The organism is Salinibacter sp., assembly GCF_042218895.1.
In the GTDB taxonomy this organism is placed as follows: Bacteria; Bacteroidota; Rhodothermia; order Rhodothermales; family Salinibacteraceae; genus Salinibacter.
The window spans coordinates 1-19824 of record NZ_JBDGQQ010000164.1; the positions used below are offsets into that span (position 1 = coordinate 1).

A 19824-nucleotide genomic window follows, 5' to 3' on the forward strand; every position below is an offset into this window, starting at 1 on the left:
ACGACGGCTACCGAGAGCATCTACTCCAGGGATTTTAAGATGCAATCGCCCTGACGAGAAGGGATGGCGTTTAGGCCGTTTCCCGGCTCAGCTCTGGGGAGCGCGTTCTACTCGCCGCCGCGCGGCGAGGGACGGTTATCCATCTTCTCCTCGACCTCCTCGGCGACCCGCTCGTCGATCTCCGCCTCTAAGCGCTCCTCCACCTCTCCCTCGATCCTGTCGGCCACAGCTTCTTCAGCCTCTTCGGCCACGGCTTCTTCAGCCTCTTCGGCCACGGCGACCTCCGCCTCGGCGGCCACCTCCTCGTGGAGGATTCGCTCATAAATGGTCATGTTCTCCCAAACGCGGAGAATATATCCGAGCACGAGTCCCCCTTGAAAGGCGGCGATACGGGGATCCATGTCGACGAATAAGAGATAGGCGAATGCCCCGGCAAAGCCAATGCCGTAAATGACGTCGATGTAGAACTGGGTCTGACGGCCTCGCAGCTGCATGGGCTCCGTTTGGTTCGCTCGTTCAACTTGTCTCGAGTGCAGCAGCCCGTCTCCAACTCTACACTGCGCCAAAGAGGAGGAACGTCAGGTACGAGCCGGTGGTCGCAATGATTGGTACCATATTTTGCATTAGAATGACCCGCGCAGTCGTTCCGGGATCGAAGAGCTCCGAGGGCGAGGATCGATCTGCCTCAGGGTGCTCGGGGCCGAGTTCCGGACCCTGGCCCTTCGCCGGATCCCCAACCGTGGGGGCTTCGTCGTCCGCCGCCAGTGCGTCGAGCGAAACCCTGGGCGACACCTCACCCCGAACGGCGTCGGCCACCGATACGGCATTGGTGGATCGTCCCCAGCCGAGGCCCACGATGCACACTGTCGCCACCACGACGAAGCTCGCCGGGATGCCAATCATCGATAACAGAATCACGATCGTAGAGCTCAGCACCGCCACCACAATCGCGGCCGTGAGCGGAAGGTCGGTGATGTCGTTGCCCAGGGTTTCCATCGTCCGGCGGGCAATCGTGAGGGCCCCGATGGCCACGGCCCCACAGCCGATGAAGATGCCCGGATTCATCGCGAGAGCCCCACTTCCCACGAGAGGGGCAATGGCGTTGGCAATGTTGCTCGTTCCAGAGCTGAAAGCCATCAGACAGCCGATGCTTATCAGGACCATCGTCCCGAAAAATTCTCGTCGAGAGGTATTGGGGCCAAGAGCGGGACGAACCATCACGCTGGCCCGTTCGAGAGTCACTGGTTGTGGGCCTCCCGGACGAATCACGGGCCGAACCCTCTCGACGCGCTTGAAGACCACCAGGGGACCGTCACTCTGCTCGATGGCGATCAGTCGATCCAGTGCGTCGTATCCGTAGCGCCCGACCATGACCGCCATCCAAAACCCGATGACGGGCGAGAGAATCCACCAGGCCAGAATTTCGCCAACCACAGCGAGGTTGAGCTCTCCCGTGGCGAGGCCGAGCCCGATGATGGCGCCTACGGCGGTCATGGACGTGGAGGCCGGCGCCCCCGACAGGTTGCCGATGAGGAGCGCCCCACCGGTGAAAAACAGAACGATGATGCTGGCCTCTAGGGTAAATACAGACGGGTCGTGGACCAGCTCCGTCCCGAGCGTGTCCACCACGCGTCGTCCAATCGTGTAGGCCCCGACAAAAAACGCCACGCCCATCAGGGCCCCGGCAGTAGTCTTTGATAGCACGTTCGCCCCAATCGCCGGCCCAAACGCGGGGCCGGTCGTCGACCCGCCGATGTTGAATGCGACAAAGCAGGCAATGAGGATGCCCCCAGCGAGAAGTGGATCGATCATGGGTACACCACGGATGGTGTCCTGCCCTCCAAGCAGGACCACATTCGCGTTCAAACGAACACTGCACAAGCTTGCGGAGCAGCCTCCCTTCGTTCCCCTCCGAACCCCGAACACTCTCGCCTTCCAGCCGCCGGTCCCCTCAACACCTACTCTTCGGCCGTGTGCTCCTTCGTGGAGGCGAACGTGATCCGGGGCCAGTCGTCCATTGTGCGTTCCAGCCGGAAGTCGCTCAGGCCCAGATAGGCCAGGTCCCCGTCGGCATCCCGGAAGAGGTTGTCCATGTTTTCGCCCTCAAAGTCCTCCATGTCCTCGGACGGCCCGTGGACCCACCGACAGCACGTGTACGGCACTCCGGTGAGGTGCGCCTCGACGTTGTATTCGTTTTCGAGACGCTCGAGGGTCACGTCGAACTGCAGCTCCCCCACCGCCCCGAGGATGTAGTCGTTGCCGCGGAGCGGCCGGAAGGCCTGGATGGCCCCTTCCTCGCTCAGCTGCTTCAAGCCTTTTCCGAGATGCTTGGCCCGGAATGGATCATCGAGGCGCACTTTGCGGAAGTGCTCCGGCGCAAAGCTGGGCACGCCCGTGAAGTGGAGCGGCTCGTTCTCGGAGAAGCTGTCGCCGATCTTGACCCGCCCGTGGCTCATGATGCCGATGATGTCGCCCGGATACGCCGTGTCCACCCCCTCGCGGTCCTGCGCCATGAAGGTGGTGGCGTTGTTGAGCCGCATCGTCTGCCCGGTGCGGTGGTGAATCACCTCCATGCCCTTCTCGAATTTCCCCGAGCAAACGCGCACGAACGCCATGCGGTCGTGGTGCTTCGGGTCCATGTTCGCCTGGATCTTGAACGCCACCCCGGTAAAGTTCTCTTCGTAGGGCGACACCTCGCGGGTCACCGTGGGGCGAGGCTGGGGCGGCGGGGCGATCTCGATAAACGTGTCGAACATGTCGCCCACCCCAAAGTTGCTGAGGGCACTGCCGAAGAAGACCGGCGTTTGCTGGCCTGCGCGGTATTCCTGGAGGTCCAACTCGTTGCCGGCCTCCCGGACCAGCTCGACGTCGAAGCGAAGGTCCTCGGCCTGGTCGCCCAGCACCTCATCGAGCCGGGGATCGTCCAGGTCGTCGATCGGCAGGCGCTCGTGCTCCCCCTCCATGTCGGCGTGGGAGAAGAGGTGTAGCTCGTCCCGGTACAGGTTGTAGGTGCCGCGGAAGCGATTGCCCATGCCGATGGGCCAGGACAGCGGCACGGTCTCCAGATCGAGCGTCTGCTCGATGTCGTCGAGGATGTCGAGCGGCGGCAGACCGTGGCGGTCCATCTTGTTGACAAACGTGATGATGGGGGTGTCCTGCATCCGGCACACCTCCATCAGCTTCTCCGTCTGCGACTCGACTCCGCTCGCGTTGTCGAGTACCATGATGACGCTGTCGGCGGCCGTAAGGACGCGGTACGTGTCCTCCGAGAAGTCGCGGTGGCCCGGGGTGTCGAGCAGGTTGAGCTCGTAGTCCCGGTACGGAAACTTCATCACCGAGGAGGTGACGCTGATGCCCCGTTCCTTCTCCATCGTCATCCAGTCACTGAGAGCGAAACGGTCGGCCTTGCGGGCCTTGATCTCCCCCGCTTCGTGGATGGCGCCCCCCTTCAGCAGAAGCTTCTCGGTGAGGGTCGTCTTGCCGGCGTCCGGGTGGCTGATGATGGCGAAGGTGCGCCGGCGGTCGATCTCCTTCTGCAGTTCCGGGTCGACCTGGGGGGGCGGCGCGGCGGCCGCAGTGTCCGGCGCAGTATCAGTCGTGCTCACGAGTAGGGTGGCAATTGTTCGACGGGCTGCGACGTTTTTCTTCTCCAAAGAGGCACAATTTTAGGCTACGAACTTGGGCCGGCGACGGTTTTCCGTGCCCTCCTTCCCGCGCGAGTTTCCAAGAAGCATTCACCCTTCCTGACTAGTGCCTCACGTGCGCCGCGGATCCACGGGGATCACGGACCGGGGTGACGTCGAGCCCCCGAAGGCCGATCTCCCCGATGGTGTATCCGGTCTTTTTGAACGGGACCCAGAAAAGGCCACTCTCTTCTCCCGTTTTCATTGCGCCAGCCCGGAGCGTACCCTGTACCTGTGTGGTCGTGTCGGTCTCCGGCGCCCGGAAGATGAGGGTGAATGAGTACCGGACGGCCGTGTCGTTCTCGTTCTCGAGCCGGAGCACGACGCCGTTGTGTTTGTTGTTCGCTTCCGGATAGAAAATGTAACTGATGTGGACCCCGTTCTGCTCCACAATGCGGGTCCAGGCATCCTCGTGCCACTCGTCCACCGAGTCGGGAGGGGCTTTTCCTTGCCCCACCGCCGCGGACACGCACAGGACTCCCAGTGCGGCCACTCCAGCCAAGACCTGAATGCACGTGCGCATGATGCCTCGTAACACCGCACACCGGACTCGTTTTTCGCATTGATCGAGGGGTCCGCGGTGCCGTTCAGACGAGAAGAACCGCTCCGACCGAAGCCCCGACGATGAGGAGAAGCCCCGGCACGACGGCCCGCCGCAGCCCCGACGTTCCCGTGAGTGCCACGATGCCGCCCTTCAGTACCGTGTTGGCCGCGGCCGCGATAACGATGGCCTGGGTGGCCGTGGCGGCCGACAGGTCGCCACTCTCGTGCAGCCGGGCCATCGAGAGGGTAATGGCGTCCACGTCCGCCAGGCCCGCGACCAGGCTCGACAGGTAGACGCCGGCGTCGCCAAGGTAGGACTGAGCCCAGTTTGACAGGACGAGGATGGCGGCGTACAGAACCCCGAACGTGATGGCGGGGACCAGGCGGAACGGATTCCGAACCGTCTGCGGCTCGTCGCTCTCCCCCAACGGCTGCACCCTGTAGAGGTATCCGCAGTAGGCCAGGCTGGCCGCCCCTACGCCCAGGATGGGCAACCAGACGGTCGCGAGCAAGGGGGGACTGACGACGGCGACCTCGACGATGACACGAGCGAACATGATGGCCCAGGCCAGCAGTACCGCCAGGGCGAAGGGCCGGTCCAAGCCTTCCGTATCTCGGCTCCGTTCGGCGACGCTCAGTGTGACCGCCGTGCTGGAAGCCAGCCCCCCAAGAATCCCCGTGAGCCCAACCCCTCGGCGGGGCCCTACCCACTTGATGAGCACGTATCCGAGAAAGCTGATGCCGGAAATCAGCACGACCATCAGCCACACGTTGTACGGCACCAGCACGTCGAACGGAGCCGGCCCGTGGCCCTCGCGCGGGAGCAGGGGGAGCACGATGACCGTGATGACCGCGAACTTGAGGGTTGCGACGATGTCCTCCCGGTCCAGGGTTCGGGCCAGTGCACGGGTCTGCACCTTCAGGGACAGGAGAACGGCCGTCCCGACGCCGAGGGCGGCCCCGAGCCGGATGTGTCCCCAGTAGCAAAGCGCCCCGGTAAAAAACGCCACGAGCGCAGCCATCTCGGTCGTGAGGCCCGTGTCCCGTTCCTGGGCCTGCCGGAAGTGAGCGATGGCCAGGAGCAGTCCCACCGCGAATAGGGCGGCCGCGAAGGGGCCCCCTCCTTCCAGTTCGGTGGCACTGAGGGCCGACGCCGCCCCGAGCAGCGCGATGATCGGAAAGGTCCGGGCGCCGGCCATAAGCTCTCCCCCCTCGTCCCCCCTCCGCCGGTACGCGTATTCCCGCTGCAGGCCCATGAAGAGTCCCAGGACGAGGGCCGTCCCGAACCGGTAGGCAAGTTGTGTGAGATTGGGCTCCACGAGCGGACCGCTCTCTCAGGCAAGGTGTGTGAACGGCGGACACGGACAAACGGGGGCACTGCGGGGCTCGATCCGTCACTGGAGTCCTGTTCCGGCCCGTTTCCTTCGGCTCACAATCCACCCTCGCCAATCGTAGACCCAGTATCCCACGTACTCCCGAATGGCTGCCGTGCTTCCAGCCAGCGCCCCCGCACTGGGCAGCAGGCGGAGAAGGGTCGGTTTCCTCTCGACAACTTGGTAGTCCGTGGCCGCGGGAAGTGCGTCCACCCCTGCACTCCGAAACGTGGCGAGGGCACGGCGCATGTGCAGCGCCGAAGTTACGAGAAGGACGCGATCAAACCCGCGCTCCTCGACGATTTCAGCCGTGCGCGTGGCGTTTTCGTACGTGTTGGCACTGGACGATTCCAGTACCACCGAGTCGGCCGGCACGCCCCAGCTCGTCAGCAGACGTTGCATCACAGGCGCTTCCCGGAACTGCTGATCCTTCCAGGGGAGCGCCCCCCCACTTGCGATGATGAGCGGGGCCTTACCTGCCCGGTAGAGCCGGGCCGCGTGCCACACCCGATCGGCCGCCTCGTGGAGGTCGGGATACACGCGAGGAGGGCGGGGCGCGCCCACCGAGCCGCCCAGAACCACAATGGCGTTGGCCGGCGGGGCCTCCTCCACCGGCGCCGGAGGATAGCGTGACTCAAGCGTGCCCCGGATCCAGTCCGAAACGAGCGGTGTCGACGGCACCCACAGGACCAGCAGTCCGAGCCCAAAGATTGTCGAACTGATTCGCCACCCTAGGGACGAGGCCAGCCCGGCTCCCACCAGAAGAAGCAGTCCCAGCGACAGCGGGTGGATGAGCAGGCTCAGCACCTTCGACAGAAACAGCGACATGGCCGGGCCTCGACGCGTTCTGGTGGGAAAGCAAATGGCGTAGGCGAGTTGCGGGCGGACGGGCACGACTGCCCTTCTCGTGGGCCACCAGTCTCCCGCTCAGAGAGCTATTCGGTGGATCCCCAGTGCGTCCGCAACGGCCCGTCGGGGCCGTAGAGGGGGTCGTGCGACGGACAGGGCACCTGCTCAATGTTGCGGTCGGCCTGGGGACGCTCGTTGGGGCGTCCCCGGTTCAAATCCCACTCTCGCCCGTCCGGGTAGGCGCCTACGACTCGGAAGTCTGAGGCGGCCCCGAGGTTCTTGTGAGCCACGCCCGCCGGGAGGACGAGCACATCCCCCCGTTCCACGTTGACGGCAGCCCCCTCTGGACCACCCAGCTGAATCCGGGCGTCGCCCCGTGTGACGCCGAGGACTTCATGGGCGGTGCTGTGGTAGTGATGGTACGAGAAGATGCCGTTCCGCCAGCATCCCCTCCACTCATGGGCCTGAAACACGCGCGTCATCGTCGAGTCCGGACCTCTGAGGGTGTGCTGAAAGGCCTGCCGGAAGACGGGAACGGGCAGGTCCTCGTTGTTAGGAAACGTGCCGTCATCGGAAAAGCGCTGCGTCCGCACCTCCGGCTCCCGGAGAATGTCGGCGAAGGCGTCGGGGATGGACACAACACTGAGGCGGCGATGCTCGGGGGACAGGCAGAGGGCGAAGCTCCATCGTCCTACGCAGCCTGCGTGGTCACCTCGCGCGCCGCGTCGGCCACGCGCTCAGCGGTGAAGCCGTACTTTTTCATGTTGGTGCTTCCCGGGGCAGAGGCCCCAAACTGGTCGAGACCGAGGGCGCGGCCGTCCGGACCCACGTACCGGGCCCATCCGGTCGTGGCGCCGGCCTCCACGGAGACCCGGAGCGTCACGGATGGGGGCAGCACCTCATGCCGGTAGCTCTCGGGCTGCGTCTCAAAAAGCTCCCAGGACGGCATGCTGACGACACGCACGTCGATCCCGTCGTCCTCTCGCAGGCGGGCAGCGGCCCCGAGGGCGTGCTGCACCTCGCTCCCCGTCCCGATCAAAATAACATCGGGCGTTCCTGAATCGTCCGAGAGCACGTAGGCGCCTCGGCGGAGCCCTTCTGCGCCGGTGTTCGGCCGCTCCAGGACCGGCAGGTCCTGGCGGGTGAGGACGAGGGCGGTGGGGCCGTCCGTTCGATGCAGGGCCGCTCGCCAGGCCTGCACCACCTCCGGCCCGTCCGCAGGCCGGATGACGGTCATGTTCGGCGTGGCCCGAAGCATCGCCAAATGTTCGACGGGCTGGTGCGTCGGGCCGTCCTCTCCGAGGCCGATCGAGTCGTGCGTGAAGACGTAGGTTACAGGGGCTTCCGACAGGGCGGCCAGCCGCAGGGAGGGACGCAGGTAGTCGCTGAAGATCAGAAAGGTGCCCACGTACGGCCGAACGCCCCCGTGCAACGCAATTCCGTTGGCCGCGCCTGCCATGGCGTGCTCCCGCACCCCGAAGTGCACGTACGAGCCTCCAGGCTGGTCCGCTTGCTGGATGCGCTGTCCGTCGGCCTTGGTCTTGTTCGACCCGGTGAGGTCGGCGGAGCCCCCGATAAGAACACCCTCAGTCTGGGGAACGAGTCGATCGAGCGTCTGCCCGCTGGCGGCTCGGGTCGCAAGCTCGTCCCCGACATCGAACGTCGGCAGGCCCTCGTCCCACCCCTCCGGAAGCGTGCCCTCCATCCATCGGTCGAACATGGCCGCCCGTTCCGGATGGCGGGCCTCGTAGGTCTCTCGTCGCTCCTCCCACGCCGCCTGCGCCGCCGCCCCGTCGGCACGGGCCGTTCCCATATGCTCGTAGACCTCGTTGGGGACGTAGAAGCTCTTGTCGTCCGGCCAGCCGAGATTGCGCTTCGTGCGGCGCACCTCGTCGGGCCCGAGGGGCTTCCCGTGAGCGGCAGCCGTGTCTTGCTTGTTGGGGCTTCCGTGGCCGATGTGGGTGGACACGGTGATCAGCGACGGGCGATCGGTCTCCGCCTTCGCTCGGGTGAGGGCGTCATCGATGGCGTCAAGGTCGGTGCCGTCGTCCACGCGCTGCACGTGCCAGTCGTACGCGGCAAATCGCTGGCCCACGTCCTCCGTGAACGCCAGATCAGTGCTCCCGTCGATGCTAATCTCGTTGTCGTCGTACAGATACACCAGCTTGCCCAGGCCCTGGTGGCCCGCGAGCGAGGCCGCCTCGGAAGACACGCCCTCCATCAAGTCCCCGTCACTCACGATGCCGTAGGTGTGGTGATCGACCAGCGATAGGTCGTCAGTATTAAACGTGGTGGCGAGGTAGCGCTCGGCGAGGGCCATCCCGACCCCATTTGCAAAGCCCTGGCCCAGCGGCCCCGTCGTCACTTCAACGCCGGGGGTAAGGTGATTCTCCGGATGACCCGGGGTAGGACTGTTCCACTGCCGAAAGTTCTTGATTGCCTCCATCGAGAGGTCGTACCCCGTGAGGTGCAGTAGGGCGTAGAGCAGCATGGAGCCGTGTCCGGCGGACAGAATAAATCGGTCTCGATCAGGCCAGGACGGATCCTCAGGGTTATGCGTCAGGTGCCGGGTCCAGAGCACATACGCCATGGGAGCGGCCCCCATCGGCATTCCGGGATGCCCGCTCTCGGCCACCTGCACGGCATCCATGGCCAAGCCGCGGATCGTGTTGATGGTGCGCTGGGCGATGTCGGTCGTATTCAACGTGTCGACGGAAGGGTCGGGCATCAGAGGGGAAGGGATTTGTGGAAGCGTAGACATAGAAAAAACCGGGCGCAATCGGGTGCACCCGGTCTGCTCCTCGGGAGCGGTGGTCGGAAGCGCTCACTTTGACGCTGAACTGGCAAGAGTACCGGCCTGTGCCTGGCTGATGAAGGTTTTCATGCACTCCAGAGAACGGGAGCGTACAAAGTGCCCGTTGACGAGCACCGTCGGGGTGCTTTCAACCCCAATGTTGATGGCCCGCTTCCGCATCCGCACGATTTGCTGCCGGTGCGCATTCTTTTCGATTCGGTTAAGGAGAACATCCGGGTCCATCCCAATGTCCGACGCAATGGCCCGGAGGTCACTCTTATTGATTCCTCCTCGTTTCTGCCGAGCGTACTGAGCATCCAGCATCTCGGAGAATTTGCCGGACCTGTTCGCTATGTACAGCGCCTGAATCTCAGGCAGCGAGGACGCTCGGAGGGGGAAGGGCTTGTATACGAACTGCACCTCGTCCTGGTGGGTCTTCACCAGCTTCTTCATGACCTCGTGAAAGTCCTTGCAGTGAGGACAGTTGGGATCGAAGTACTCGACGACAGTCACGGAGGCGTCCGAATTTCCTTTCGTGATGTCTTGGAAGCCAACCAGGGACGACCCGTTCTTCGGGAGCGGGTCCTTCGCGGTGTCGAGTTCGCACTGGGCCGACGCGGGGGTCGCGGAGGGTGCCGAACCACGGGGGTTTGGGGTAGAGGTCTCGCTAAAGTACGTCACGTCGGCCCCAATGAGGACAGCTGTGGCGACGACGAGGTACGCAAAAACTGTTGCCTGACGTTTCGAACGATGAGACGACATAGAGGACTCTGTTGGTGAGGAGGAAGTAGCGAGCGCAGCACTCTGAACGCCAAACAGCAGGGTCGCGATGGTAGCCGACACGAGACACAGAGCGCACAGGGCGCCAATGGGCCCCACCTGGAGGTAGACGAGATAGCCGGAGTACAAGAACCCGCCCGTGAGCAGGCCCGCCCGTGCAGAGTGGATCCAGCCCCGCAGTGCAGGCCGGCTCCAGAAGAGGATTGCCGTAAGGGCCGCGACCGACAGATAAAATGCAAATCCCCAGGTGATGTTGGACACGCCGAACAGTTGGCTCGACGGCCCCCCCGTCACGGCGGCACAGTCAAAGACTGATCCTCCAGACTCGAGAGTGGAAAACCCGAAGCAGCCCTGCTCAAATCCACGGTTGTGCTGCATGTACAGGTGCACAACGTCCAGGATGCCCAGGAGAGCGAGCCCAAAAATGATGCTCTCCAGAATAGGACGGTAGCTTCGGACGCGTTCGGGGATGGTCTCTGCCAGAGCCATGCGGGGGCCAGGTGCCAAATACAGCCGACTGAACGACACTTAACCCTAAACCTGAGTGAAAGGCAGGTTCCCCCAGTCCGTTCGGCCCATAACGCAGCCTCCCAGTGCCCGGAACTGAGGACGGTCGGGTCCAAACGGCTCCTCGCGGTGATTTCATCTCAGGTTTTTCGGTCGCCCGCCGACCTACAATTGAATTTCAAATCTCGTCGTTGCGGAGGCTTCTGCTAGCTCCTATAATGGAGCACTATGCAGAGCGCAGACTACATCACATTGCAGGAGTGCTGGCGTTGGTGGCCCTGCTCGTGGGTCGGAAGCCCCTTCCGCGTGTGGTGAGTTTTGCGCCTCCGATGTGAATGGCTTTCAGACCCGCTGCCCTCGTTTTGGCGGCGGGCTTTTTGTTTTGCTGTCTATCTTTCTCCCCTATGACTTTCGATGACTTCCGGAACCACGTGGAGTTCGCCCGCGATCAGGGTCGCTCGCGGGTTGTCGTGCCGGTCCACGCCCGGCGTAGCGCCGACCTGCTGACGCCCGTCTCGGCGTTTCTTGCCCTTCGGGAGGAGACTCCTTACAGCTTTCTCTTCGAAAGCGTCGAGGGCGGCGAAAAGCTGGCACGGTACTCGTTCCTCGGGCGCAATCCCTACCGCATCGTCAAGGCCTGGGACGCGGGGGCGTCCGTGGAGGTGGACGAGCGTCGGACCCCCTCTCCGGAGGCGAATCTTCCTGCGCCCGACGGCACGATCTTCGACGTTCTGAACGCGTATTTGGACCGGTACGAAGAGGTTGAGGTGCCGGATCTCCCCCGGCTTCGGGGCGGTGGTGTGGGGTATCTGGGCTACGACGCCGTCCGGCTCGTGGAGGACCTACCGGACCCGCCCCCCGATCCTCTCGGGCTCCCCGACGCGGTATGGTGCTTCTACGACACCGTAGCGGCGTTCGATCACGTACGGCACCAGATCGTGCTGATGGCGAATGTGTTCGTGGACGATGAAACTGATCTTGGCGCGGCGTTCGAACACGCGCAGGCCCGCCTCGATGCCCTGGAGGCGGACCTCAAGCAGTCGCCCGACACCCCTGCTCCCGTCGACTGGACCCAGGAGGCGCTCGTCTCCAACATTGAGCAGCCCGCGTTCGAGGAGGCGGTTCGCACCGCCAAGGAGCACGTGCAGCGGGGCGACATTTTCCAGGTTGTGCTGTCGCAGCGATTCGCGACGTCGTTCCAGGGGGACCGCTTCAACCTGTACCGGGCGCTGCGCCAGGTAAATCCGTCCCCCTACCTCTTCTACCTTGACTTGGACGACCTGGCGCTCGTGGGCTCGTCGCCGGAGGTCCTGGTGCGGGTGCAGGACGACACAGCTGAGCTTCTTCCCATCGCGGGCACCCGGCCCCGGGGCGACGATGAGGCCGAGGACGATGCCCTCGCGGAGGAGCTCCTCAACGACCCGAAAGAACGGGCCGAGCACCTCATGCTGGTCGACTTGGGCCGGAACGACCTTGGCCGTGTGTGCCAGTACGACAGCGTGGAGGTGGACCGGTACGCGTACATCGAGCGCTACTCCCACGTCATGCACATCGTGTCGTCGATCGCCGGACGTTTGGCCCCCGATCAAGGCCCCCTGGACGTGTTGGCCGCCTGCTTCCCCGCCGGCACGGTGAGCGGCGCCCCGAAAGTGCGCGCCATGGAGATCATCGACAAGCTGGAGCCCTCACGTCGGGGGGTCTATGCAGGGGCCGTCGGCTACGTCGACTTCTCCGGCACCCTCGATACCTGTATCGCCATCCGCACGATGGTGGTCACCGACGAGACGGCCTACGTCCAGGCCGGGGCCGGCATCGTGGCGGACAGTGACCCGGCTCGTGAGTACGAAGAAACCCGGGAAAAGGCCGCCGCGCTGCGGCAAGCGATGCGCGTGGCCGCCGACGGATTGTTGTAATCGTGGAGAAACAGTCCTCTAGGCGTCGTTCGCCCTTTCATTCCCAAACTTCGTCCCTGAACAGCGGTACGAGTCTCCCCTTTTGAACCAAGTTCCCCTACTGCTCATGCCGAACCCCATCAAGGAGGCCCTGTTAGGTCGCGGGTGGGCCGGAAAAACGCTCAGCCGGACCGAGACGGTGGAGCACCTGAACCCGCTAATCGAGCAACACATTGAGCTCAATCGCTACTACGACGACGCCATCCAGTCCTGCGGCGACGAGCGGGTCGTCGGGGTGCTGGAGCGCCTGCAGAAGACGGCCCGCACCGACGTGGGCAAGCTGTCCGAGACGGTTCTCAGCTGCGGCGGCACGCCGCCCAACGGCACCGGCCTGGAGCCCGAGGACTTCACCCTGCCCGGAACGTTCCCGGACATGCTCCGTCGGCTGCACGAGCTCGAAACCGAGTTCAACGACCGCCTGGCCGACGAACTCGACCTCGAACACCAGATGCGCACCCGGGGCCTCCTCGAGGCTGTGAAGAGCAACAGCACCGATCGTCTCGACGCCCTCTCCGCCCTCCGTCGCCGGGCCGAGGAACTCGAGGCGTAGTCCATCCCGACGCTCGCCTGTTCCGCTTCTCACTCTTCTTCTTTCAACGCCACCATGGAAGCTCCCGACACGACATCGTCCCCAGACGCCGCGGCGGCGGACGGAACGGTCGTCGTCTCCGGCATTCAGCCCTCCGGTCGGCTCCACCTGGGCAACTACTTTGGCGCCATCCGCCAGCACATTGACCTGCACAAGGAGCACGACGCGTTCTACTTCATCGTCAACTACCACGCGATGACGACGGTGCAGGACGCGGACCAGCTCCGGCAGCACACCTTCGACGTGGCGCTGGACTACCTGGCCCTCGGGTTCGACCCGGAGGAGGCTGCCCTCTTCGTCCAGAGCGACGTGCCGGAGGTCACAGAACTGACCTGGATCTTCTTCAACCTGATCCCGACGAGCTACCTCGAGAAGGGGGTTGCCTACAAGGAGAAGATCAACGCCGGCCTGACGCCCAACGCAGGACTTTTTAACTACCCGGTGCTCCAAGCGGCCGACATTCTCGCGTACGGCGGCACGCACGTGCCGGTGGGGGCGGATCAGAAGCAGAACCTTGAGATTGCCCGCGAACTGGCGCGCCGGTTCAATCATCGGTACTGTCCCGACGACGAGCCTCTGTTCCCGGTCCCCGAGCCCCACATCCTTGACCACGTGGCCGTTGTGCCCGGCACCGACGGGCGGAAGATGTCGAAGAGCTACGACAACACGATCGGGATTTTCGACGAGGGGGACGCCCTGAAGGAGAGCGTAATGCGCATTGTCACGGACTCGACGCCCCTTGAGGAGCCGAAAGACCCGGAGAACTGCAACGTTTTTGCCCTCATCAAACTGTTCGCGGACGAGGAGACCCAGCAGGAGATCGCCGAGAAGTATCGGGAAGGAGGCTACGGATACGGCCACGCAAAACAGGAGCTGCTGGGCCTCATCGAGGATCGTTTTGAGGAGGCCCGGGCCCGTCGCAAAGAGCTTAAGAAACGACCGGATTACGTCCGCGACGTTCTTCGGGAGGGGGCGGAAACCGCTCGGGAACGAGTCATGCCCATCATGGAGCGGATGCGCGAACGAACAGGAATTGTCCGTACTCGCTAACCCCTTCCCTTCAGAACAGGAGCCTCCTCACCTGGGGACAACCCGATCTGCCCCCCGATGACCGCTGACGTTCCGGTCGCGCTCGTACTCCCTTCCTCTCATCCCTGCCCCGATGATACTGGTCATCGACAACTACGACTCGTTCACCTACAACCTCGTCCACCTCGTCGGCCAGCACACCGACGACCTGGAGGTGGTGCGCAACGACGATCTGACGGTGGAGGAGGTTAAGAACAGGGCGCCCGACGGCATTCTCATTTCGCCGGGACCCGGGCGCCCGGACGAGGCCGGCATTACGGAACCGGTGATTCGGCACCTCGGAGACACGACGCCCATCCTCGGGGTGTGCCTCGGGCACCAGGCGATTGGGGAGGTGTTTGGGGGAGACATCGTCCAGGCCGATGAGCTGATGCACGGAAAGACGAGTCCGGTCTGCCACGAGGGAACGGAGCTCTTCGCGGGCGTCGACTCCTCGTTCGAGGCCACGCGATATCACTCGCTCGTGATCGACCCGGACACGTTCCCCCGCGAGGACCTCGAAGTTACGGCTACGACCGAGGAGGGTGGGGCTGTCATGGCGCTCCGGCACCGCTCCCAGCCCCTCTACGGCATCCAGTTTCATCCCGAGAGCGTGATGACGCGGGCCGGTCCCCAAATCATCGAGAACTGGCTGTCGATCGTGCGGGACCAGGTCCCAGCATCTCCTGCACGGTGACCGTTCCTTCCGCCAACTCTCAGCACTGCCTGTTCAACTGCCCCCCTGCACCGTGGACGAGTACCTTCGGATCATTGCCGACGGCGACCCGCTCTCCCGCGCGGAGGCCCAGGACGCCATGGCTCAGATGATGGGTGGAGAGGCCCGCCCCGAGCACATTGCGGCTCTCCTCATGGGGCTCCGCACCCGGGGCGAGACCCTCGATGAACTCGTCGGCTTTACGAAGACGATGCGCGAGTTTGCCGTCTCGGTAGAGGTCGACGATCCGCACGCCATCGATCTTTGCGGCACAGGCGGAGACGGCGTGAGCACATTCAACATTTCCACGACGGCCTCGCTCGTTGCCGCCGGCGCCGGCGCCACTGTAGCGAAGCACGGAAACCGCTCGGTCTCCTCCCAGTCCGGCTCCGCGGACGTGCTGGAGGCCCTCGGCGTGAAGATCGACCTCGAAAAAGAGGGCGTCGAGCACTGTCTGGAGGAAGCGGGAATTGCGTTTCTCTTCGCCCCATTCTTCCACCCTGCGATGCGCCACGTGATGCCGGTGCGCAAGTCGCTGGGCGTCCGTACGTTCTTCAACATCCTAGGGCCGCTCTGCAATCCGGCCGGCGTGACGCGCCAGATCGTGGGGGCCTTCGACACGAGCACGGCCCAGACGATGGTGCGCATCCTCGCACAGCTCGACGCGGACCACGTCATTACGCTTCACTCGGAGGACGGGATGGACGAGGTTAGCGTCTCGGCCGCCACAACACTCTTCGAGTACGACGCGGCCGAGGACAATCCGGTCCCCCGGAGCGTAGAGGTGGGACCGGAGAAGCACGGCATGGACCGTGGGCGCCTCTCTACGCTGGAGGGCGGAACGGCCAAGGAAAACGCTGCCACTTTGCGGGGCATCTTGACGGGGGACGATCGTAGCGCCCGGCGGGACGTGGTGGTGCTGAACGCCGCGTACGCGCTTCACACGAGCGATCGGTTCGCCGACCTCGACGCGTGCCTGGAGGCCGCTCGGGAGAGCATCGATTCAGGAGCGGCCTTCGACACCCTCAAGGCCCTGATCGACGCCTCTCAGGAGGCTGCTTCGACGTAACGGGCCACTGCCTCTCGCGCTCTGTTCCTCCCCGACCCAATTTCGATGAGCATTCTCGACGACATCATCGACGACACCCGCGACCTGGTGCAGCGTCGAAAGCAGGAGACCCCGGTCTCTGAGCTCAAGCAGCGTCCCTTCTACGACGAGCGGGAGCCCCTCTCCCTCGTAGAAGCGCTGAAGGAGCGGGGCATGTCGTTCATCGCCGAGATCAAAAAGGCCTCTCCCTCGAAGGGGACCCTCCGAGACCACTTCGACCCGGCGGACATTGCCCAGCAGTACGCTCAGCACGATGCCGCGGCGATAAGCGTCCTCACAGAGCCGCTTCACTTCCAGGGCTCGATCGAGCACATGGCCTGGATTCGGGCCCACGTGCCGGACACCCCCCTGCTCCGGAAGGACTTTATCGTCGACCCCTACCAGCTCGTCGAAGCACGGGCGGTGGGGGCCGACGCTGTGCTCCTGATTGCTACGGCCCTTGATCCGGGCCGCCTCTCTGAGCTGCACGCCGCCGCCACCGAACTCGGGCTCTCCTGCCTTGTCGAGGTCTACTCGCTCGACGACCTCGATAAGATTGACTGGGATCAGGTGAACGTGCTCGGGGTGAACAATCGGGACCTGACCACCTTCGAGGTCAACCTCGAACGTTCACTCCGCATCTTCGAGCGCGTGCCGGCGCATGTGGGTCGCGTCGCGGAGAGTGGACTGAGCGACCCCGAGACTTTGGTTCGTCTCCGCGAGGCTGGTGTGAACGGCGTGCTGATTGGGGAGCACTTTATGCGGGCCGAGGCCCCCGGAAAGGCCCTGTCCGAATTGCGCGCGGACGCCAAAAAGATTGCCGCGCAGCGCGCGGGGTGACGCCCCGCCCCACGACTTCCTGTTCGATCTCTCGATGGATTCTACGCAGCCACGTAGCAACCGATGGACCTCCAGCTGAAGGTTTGCGGCATCACTGAACTGGAAGACGCCCGCTACCTGGCGGGCGCCGGCGCGGACTACCTCGGGTTCATTCAGCACGAGGACAGTCCCCGCTACGCCCCACCGTCGCTCGCGAGCGACATTATTGAGTGGGTTCACGGCCCCAAGCCGGTCGGCGTGTTCGTAAACGCGTCCGCGGCGGACGTGAACACGGCGGCCGACGACGCCGGGTTCGAGCTCGTTCAACTGCACGGGCAGGAGCCCCCCGAACTCGTCGCGCAGGTCGACTGCCCGACCATCAAGGCCATCCACGTGCGCCACGACGCCTCGTCCGATCAGCTCCGGACGCTCTTCGAGCGCTACGACGACGTGGCCGAGTACTTCCTGCTCGATACGCACAATTCTAGCGTCTGGGGGGGCACCGGTGAGTCGTTCAACTGGCGCCTGGCCCGCGAGCTTTCAAAGGACTACCCCATCTTTCTGGCGGGCGGCCTTGACGCCGAAAACATAGGCCGGGCCGTCGACACGATGCGGCCCTTCGGCGTCGACCTGTCGAGCAGCCTCGAGACCGCCCCCGGAGCGAAGAGCTTCGAGAAAATCGACACGTTCATGGATGCCTTCCACGACGCGCAACAGGACCTCGAAGATGTAGGTGCCTGAGCCCCCCTTCGCCGCGGGGCCCATCCTCGCACAGCGAAGACCCCGTACCGCTCCTCCCTCGCCAAGCACACTGTTTAGATGTCTACCCCTAGCACTGAGTCCCGCACAGACACCGGCCCGGACGCCTCCGGCCACTTTGGCTCCTACGGCGGCGCTTTCGTCCCGGAGATCCTGACGCCGGTGCTCGAAGAGCTGGAGGCCGCCTACGCCACCTACAAGGACGATCCCAGCTTCCAGGAGGACTTTCAGGGCCTCCTCCGCGACTACGCCGGTCGCCCAACCCCTCTCACGTACTGCGACCGACTGACGGAGGAGATCGGGGGGGCGCGCATCTACGCGAAGCGGGAAGACCTTTGCCACACCGGGGCCCACAAGATCAACAACACGCTCGGTCAAATCCTGCTGGCGACCCGGATGGGCAAGGACCGGATCATCGCGGAGACCGGCGCCGGGCAGCACGGCGTGGCCACGGCCACCGTTTGTGCCAAGTTCGGGATGGACTGCGTCGTTTACATGGGCGCCGAAGACATGGAGCGGCAGCGGCTCAACGTGGAGCGGATGCGGCTCATGGGCGCCGAGGTGCGTCCCGTAACCACCGGCAGCCAAACCCTGAAAGAGGCCACCAACGAAGCGATTCGCGACTGGGTCTCGAACCCCGACGACACGTTCTACATCATCGGCTCCGTGGTGGGCCCCCATCCCTACCCGACGATGGTGCGGGACTTCCATCGCGTGATTGGCACCGAGACGCGCGCTCAGCTCCGCGAGGAGGAAGGCCGCGAGACGCCCGACGCGATTGCGGCCTGCGTGGGCGGTGGTTCGAACGCCATCGGCATCTTCCATCCGTTCCTGGACGACTCGCCGGTAGCCCTTCACGGGGCAGAGGCCGCGGGCGAAGGCCTGCAGGGCAACCACGCCGCAACGCTCGCCGAAGGATCACCCGGCGTTTTGCACGGCGCAATGAGCTACCTCCTTCAGGACAACGGCGGTCAGGTGCGCCTCGCCCACTCTCTCTCCGCGGGCCTAGACTACCCGGGCGTCGGCCCCGAACACGCCCATCTGCGGGATGAGGGGCGAGTCGCCTATCACCCCGTGACCGACGAGGAGGCCCTGGAGGGGGTCGATCTGCTGTCCCGCACCGAGGGCATCATTCCTGCGCTGGAGACAGCCCACGCAGTGGCCCTGCTCCCCAAGCTTTCCCGGGAACTGGCGGAGGAGCGGGGCGAGGACGCGGTCCTCGTCTTCAACTGCTCTGGCCGGGGAGACAAGGACATGGAGACGATCGCCGAGCACCTCTAGCCTGACCCAGTGGGCCCTGACACGGGCGGCGCCTGAGCGTCGCCGTTTTATTCCCCCTGCCCTCCTCCCACGAGTTCGTCCCCTACCTTCAACGTCCACGACAGTATCAACGTCCACGACAGCATGTCCCGCTTAGACACAACGTTCGGGAATCTACAGAGCCGAGACGAGAGGGCCATGGGGCTTTTCCTCACCGACGGCTTCCCAACCCCCGAAGCCACGGGGCCGATTCTGCGGGCGCTCGATCGAGGAGGGGTCGACTTCATCGAACTGGGCATGCCCTTCAGTGACCCCCTGGCGGAGGGGCGTCCCATCCAACGCTCCAGTGCGCAGGCCCTGTCCCACGGCGTGTCCCTCCCCGACACGCTCCGTACTGCCGAAGACTTCCGCGCCCAGAGCGACACCCCCCTGCTGCTCATGGGGTACGTGAATCCGGTGTTCGCCTACGGGATCGAGGACTTTTGTCGGGACGCAGCGGCGGCTGGGGTCGACGGGCTGATTCTTCCGGACCTGCCCCCCGAGGAAAGCGATCCCCTCTGTGAGGCCGCCGCGGACCACGGGCTCGACGTGGTCTTCCTCATTGCCCCGAACACCTCCGATGAGCGCATCGTGGCTGTGGACCGGCGGACCACAGGATTTGTCTACGCAGTGAGCGTGACGGGCCTCACTGGCAGCGACCTTTCGGGGACGCCAACCGTTGACGAGTACCTGGAGCACGCCCGGGAGCTGGTCCAGCAGAATCCGCTGCTCGTAGGCTTCGGGATCAAAACCCACGAGGATGCGATGCAGTTAAGCCGACACACCGATGGATTTATCGTCGGATCCGCGCTGATCAACCACGTCACGGACCTTTGGGAAGAGCCCTCGCACTCGCAGACAAAGCGTCTTGAGGCCGTGGAACGGTTTGCGCGCCGTCTCAAGTACGGAACCGCCGAGCAGTCCCCCGCCTCTTGACCCTTCCGTCCCTGCGAGCGTCCGGACGCACACGGGCGAATGGCCCTTGTCTCCCTGGTCCCGCTCTCCCC

Annotated in this window: 18 protein-coding genes; 9 read left to right on the top strand and 9 right to left on the bottom strand. The window is 64.4% G+C overall.

The window, feature by feature from the left end:
* Window positions 1-107: 107 nt before the first annotated feature.
* The 9 genes from ABEL04_RS13500 to ABEL04_RS13540 all read right to left on the bottom strand — a co-directional run bounded on the left by ABEL04_RS13500 (window position 108) and on the right by ABEL04_RS13540 (window position 10511).
* A complete protein-coding gene (locus tag ABEL04_RS13500; RefSeq protein ID WP_375802918.1) occupies window positions 108-494 on the bottom strand; it encodes a hypothetical protein in 387 nt (128 codons plus the stop codon).
* A gap of 58 nt (window positions 495-552) precedes the next feature.
* Window positions 553-1812 carry an anion permease gene (locus ABEL04_RS13505; RefSeq protein WP_375802919.1) on the bottom strand — a complete coding sequence of 420 codons (1260 nt, stop codon included), beginning with the start codon at window positions 1810-1812 and terminating at the stop codon, window positions 553-555.
* A 146-nt stretch (window positions 1813-1958) separates the two neighbouring features.
* On the bottom strand, window positions 1959-3539 hold the full coding sequence (locus ABEL04_RS13510; RefSeq protein ID WP_375802950.1) for a peptide chain release factor 3: 1581 nt from the start codon (window positions 3537-3539) through the stop codon (window positions 1959-1961).
* Between the two features lie 208 nt (window positions 3540-3747).
* On the bottom strand, window positions 3748-4206 hold the full coding sequence (locus ABEL04_RS13515; protein ID WP_375802920.1) for a hypothetical protein: 459 nt from the start codon (window positions 4204-4206) through the stop codon (window positions 3748-3750).
* A gap of 64 nt (window positions 4207-4270) precedes the next feature.
* Complete coding sequence (locus ABEL04_RS13520; RefSeq protein WP_375802921.1) at window positions 4271-5545, bottom strand: MgtC/SapB family protein; 1275 nt, start codon at window positions 5543-5545, stop codon at window positions 4271-4273.
* 75 nt (window positions 5546-5620) lie between these two features.
* The gene (locus ABEL04_RS13525; RefSeq protein ID WP_375802922.1) at window positions 5621-6427 is read right to left on the bottom strand and encodes a YdcF family protein; all 807 of its coding nucleotides are present in this window, start codon (window positions 6425-6427) and stop codon (window positions 5621-5623) included.
* Window positions 6428-6534: 107 nt separating this feature from the next.
* Window positions 6535-7086, bottom strand: coding sequence for a cupin domain-containing protein (locus tag ABEL04_RS13530; RefSeq protein ID WP_375802923.1), 552 nt, complete (start codon window positions 7084-7086; stop codon window positions 6535-6537).
* Between the two features lie 53 nt (window positions 7087-7139).
* Window positions 7140-9176, bottom strand: coding sequence for a transketolase (gene tkt, locus ABEL04_RS13535; RefSeq protein WP_375802924.1), 2037 nt, complete (start codon window positions 9174-9176; stop codon window positions 7140-7142).
* 96 nt (window positions 9177-9272) lie between these two features.
* Entirely contained in the window at window positions 9273-10511 is a 1239-nt protein-coding gene (locus tag ABEL04_RS13540; protein ID WP_375802925.1) for a thioredoxin domain-containing protein, read from the bottom strand.
* A 422-nt stretch (window positions 10512-10933) separates the two neighbouring features.
* Here ABEL04_RS13540 and trpE point away from each other — a divergent pair, with 422 nt between their 5' ends.
* The 9 genes from trpE to trpA all read left to right on the top strand — a co-directional run bounded on the left by trpE (window position 10934) and on the right by trpA (window position 19753).
* Complete coding sequence (gene trpE, locus ABEL04_RS13545) at window positions 10934-12442, top strand: anthranilate synthase component I (RefSeq protein WP_375802926.1); 1509 nt, start codon at window positions 10934-10936, stop codon at window positions 12440-12442.
* 106 nt (window positions 12443-12548) lie between these two features.
* Window positions 12549-13031, top strand: coding sequence for a hypothetical protein (locus tag ABEL04_RS13550; protein WP_375802927.1), 483 nt, complete (start codon window positions 12549-12551; stop codon window positions 13029-13031).
* Between the two features lie 54 nt (window positions 13032-13085).
* Window positions 13086-14120 (top strand): tryptophan--tRNA ligase, encoded by a 1035-nt coding sequence (gene trpS / locus ABEL04_RS13555; protein WP_375802928.1) that lies wholly within the window; start codon window positions 13086-13088, stop codon window positions 14118-14120.
* Window positions 14121-14232: 112 nt separating this feature from the next.
* Window positions 14233-14835 (top strand): anthranilate synthase component II, encoded by a 603-nt coding sequence (locus ABEL04_RS13560; RefSeq protein ID WP_375802929.1) that lies wholly within the window; start codon window positions 14233-14235, stop codon window positions 14833-14835.
* Between the two features lie 52 nt (window positions 14836-14887).
* Window positions 14888-15922, top strand: coding sequence for an anthranilate phosphoribosyltransferase (gene trpD, locus ABEL04_RS13565; RefSeq protein ID WP_375802930.1), 1035 nt, complete (start codon window positions 14888-14890; stop codon window positions 15920-15922).
* A 45-nt stretch (window positions 15923-15967) separates the two neighbouring features.
* Complete coding sequence (gene trpC / locus ABEL04_RS13570) at window positions 15968-16780, top strand: indole-3-glycerol phosphate synthase TrpC (protein ID WP_375802931.1); 813 nt, start codon at window positions 15968-15970, stop codon at window positions 16778-16780.
* Between the two features lie 63 nt (window positions 16781-16843).
* Entirely contained in the window at window positions 16844-17500 is a 657-nt protein-coding gene (locus tag ABEL04_RS13575) for a phosphoribosylanthranilate isomerase (RefSeq protein WP_375802932.1), read from the top strand.
* Window positions 17501-17578: 78 nt separating this feature from the next.
* A complete protein-coding gene (gene trpB / locus ABEL04_RS13580; protein WP_375802933.1) occupies window positions 17579-18799 on the top strand; it encodes a tryptophan synthase subunit beta in 1221 nt (406 codons plus the stop codon).
* Window positions 18800-18922: 123 nt separating this feature from the next.
* Window positions 18923-19753: a tryptophan synthase subunit alpha gene (gene trpA, locus ABEL04_RS13585; protein WP_375802934.1), complete on the top strand. Its 831-nt coding sequence runs from the start codon at window positions 18923-18925 to the stop codon at window positions 19751-19753.
* Window positions 19754-19824 lie beyond the last annotated feature (71 nt).

Excerpts from the sequence above, each read along its gene's own strand:
- ABEL04_RS13550 (WP_375802927.1), top strand. The coding sequence starts at position 12,549 with ATGCCGAACCCCATCAAGGAGGCCCTGTTAGGTCGCGGGTGGGCCGGA.
- ABEL04_RS13505 (WP_375802919.1), bottom strand. The coding sequence starts at position 1,812 with ATGATCGATCCACTTCTCGCTGGGGGCATCCTCATTGCCTGCTTTGTC.
- ABEL04_RS13560 (WP_375802929.1), top strand. The coding sequence starts at position 14,233 with ATGATACTGGTCATCGACAACTACGACTCGTTCACCTACAACCTCGTC.
- ABEL04_RS13515 (WP_375802920.1), bottom strand. The coding sequence starts at position 4,206 with ATGCGCACGTGCATTCAGGTCTTGGCTGGAGTGGCCGCACTGGGAGTC.
- trpA (WP_375802934.1), top strand. The coding sequence starts at position 18,923 with ATGTCCCGCTTAGACACAACGTTCGGGAATCTACAGAGCCGAGACGAG.
- trpS (WP_375802928.1), top strand. The coding sequence starts at position 13,086 with ATGGAAGCTCCCGACACGACATCGTCCCCAGACGCCGCGGCGGCGGAC.
- ABEL04_RS13525 (WP_375802922.1), bottom strand. The coding sequence starts at position 6,427 with ATGTCGCTGTTTCTGTCGAAGGTGCTGAGCCTGCTCATCCACCCGCTG.
- tkt (WP_375802924.1), bottom strand. The coding sequence starts at position 9,176 with ATGCCCGACCCTTCCGTCGACACGTTGAATACGACCGACATCGCCCAG.
- ABEL04_RS13540 (WP_375802925.1), bottom strand. The coding sequence starts at position 10,511 with ATGGCTCTGGCAGAGACCATCCCCGAACGCGTCCGAAGCTACCGTCCT.
- trpE (WP_375802926.1), top strand. The coding sequence starts at position 10,934 with ATGACTTTCGATGACTTCCGGAACCACGTGGAGTTCGCCCGCGATCAG.
- trpC (WP_375802931.1), top strand. The coding sequence starts at position 15,968 with ATGAGCATTCTCGACGACATCATCGACGACACCCGCGACCTGGTGCAG.
- ABEL04_RS13575 (WP_375802932.1), top strand. The coding sequence starts at position 16,844 with ATGGACCTCCAGCTGAAGGTTTGCGGCATCACTGAACTGGAAGACGCC.
- trpB (WP_375802933.1), top strand. The coding sequence starts at position 17,579 with ATGTCTACCCCTAGCACTGAGTCCCGCACAGACACCGGCCCGGACGCC.
- ABEL04_RS13500 (WP_375802918.1), bottom strand. The coding sequence starts at position 494 with ATGCAGCTGCGAGGCCGTCAGACCCAGTTCTACATCGACGTCATTTAC.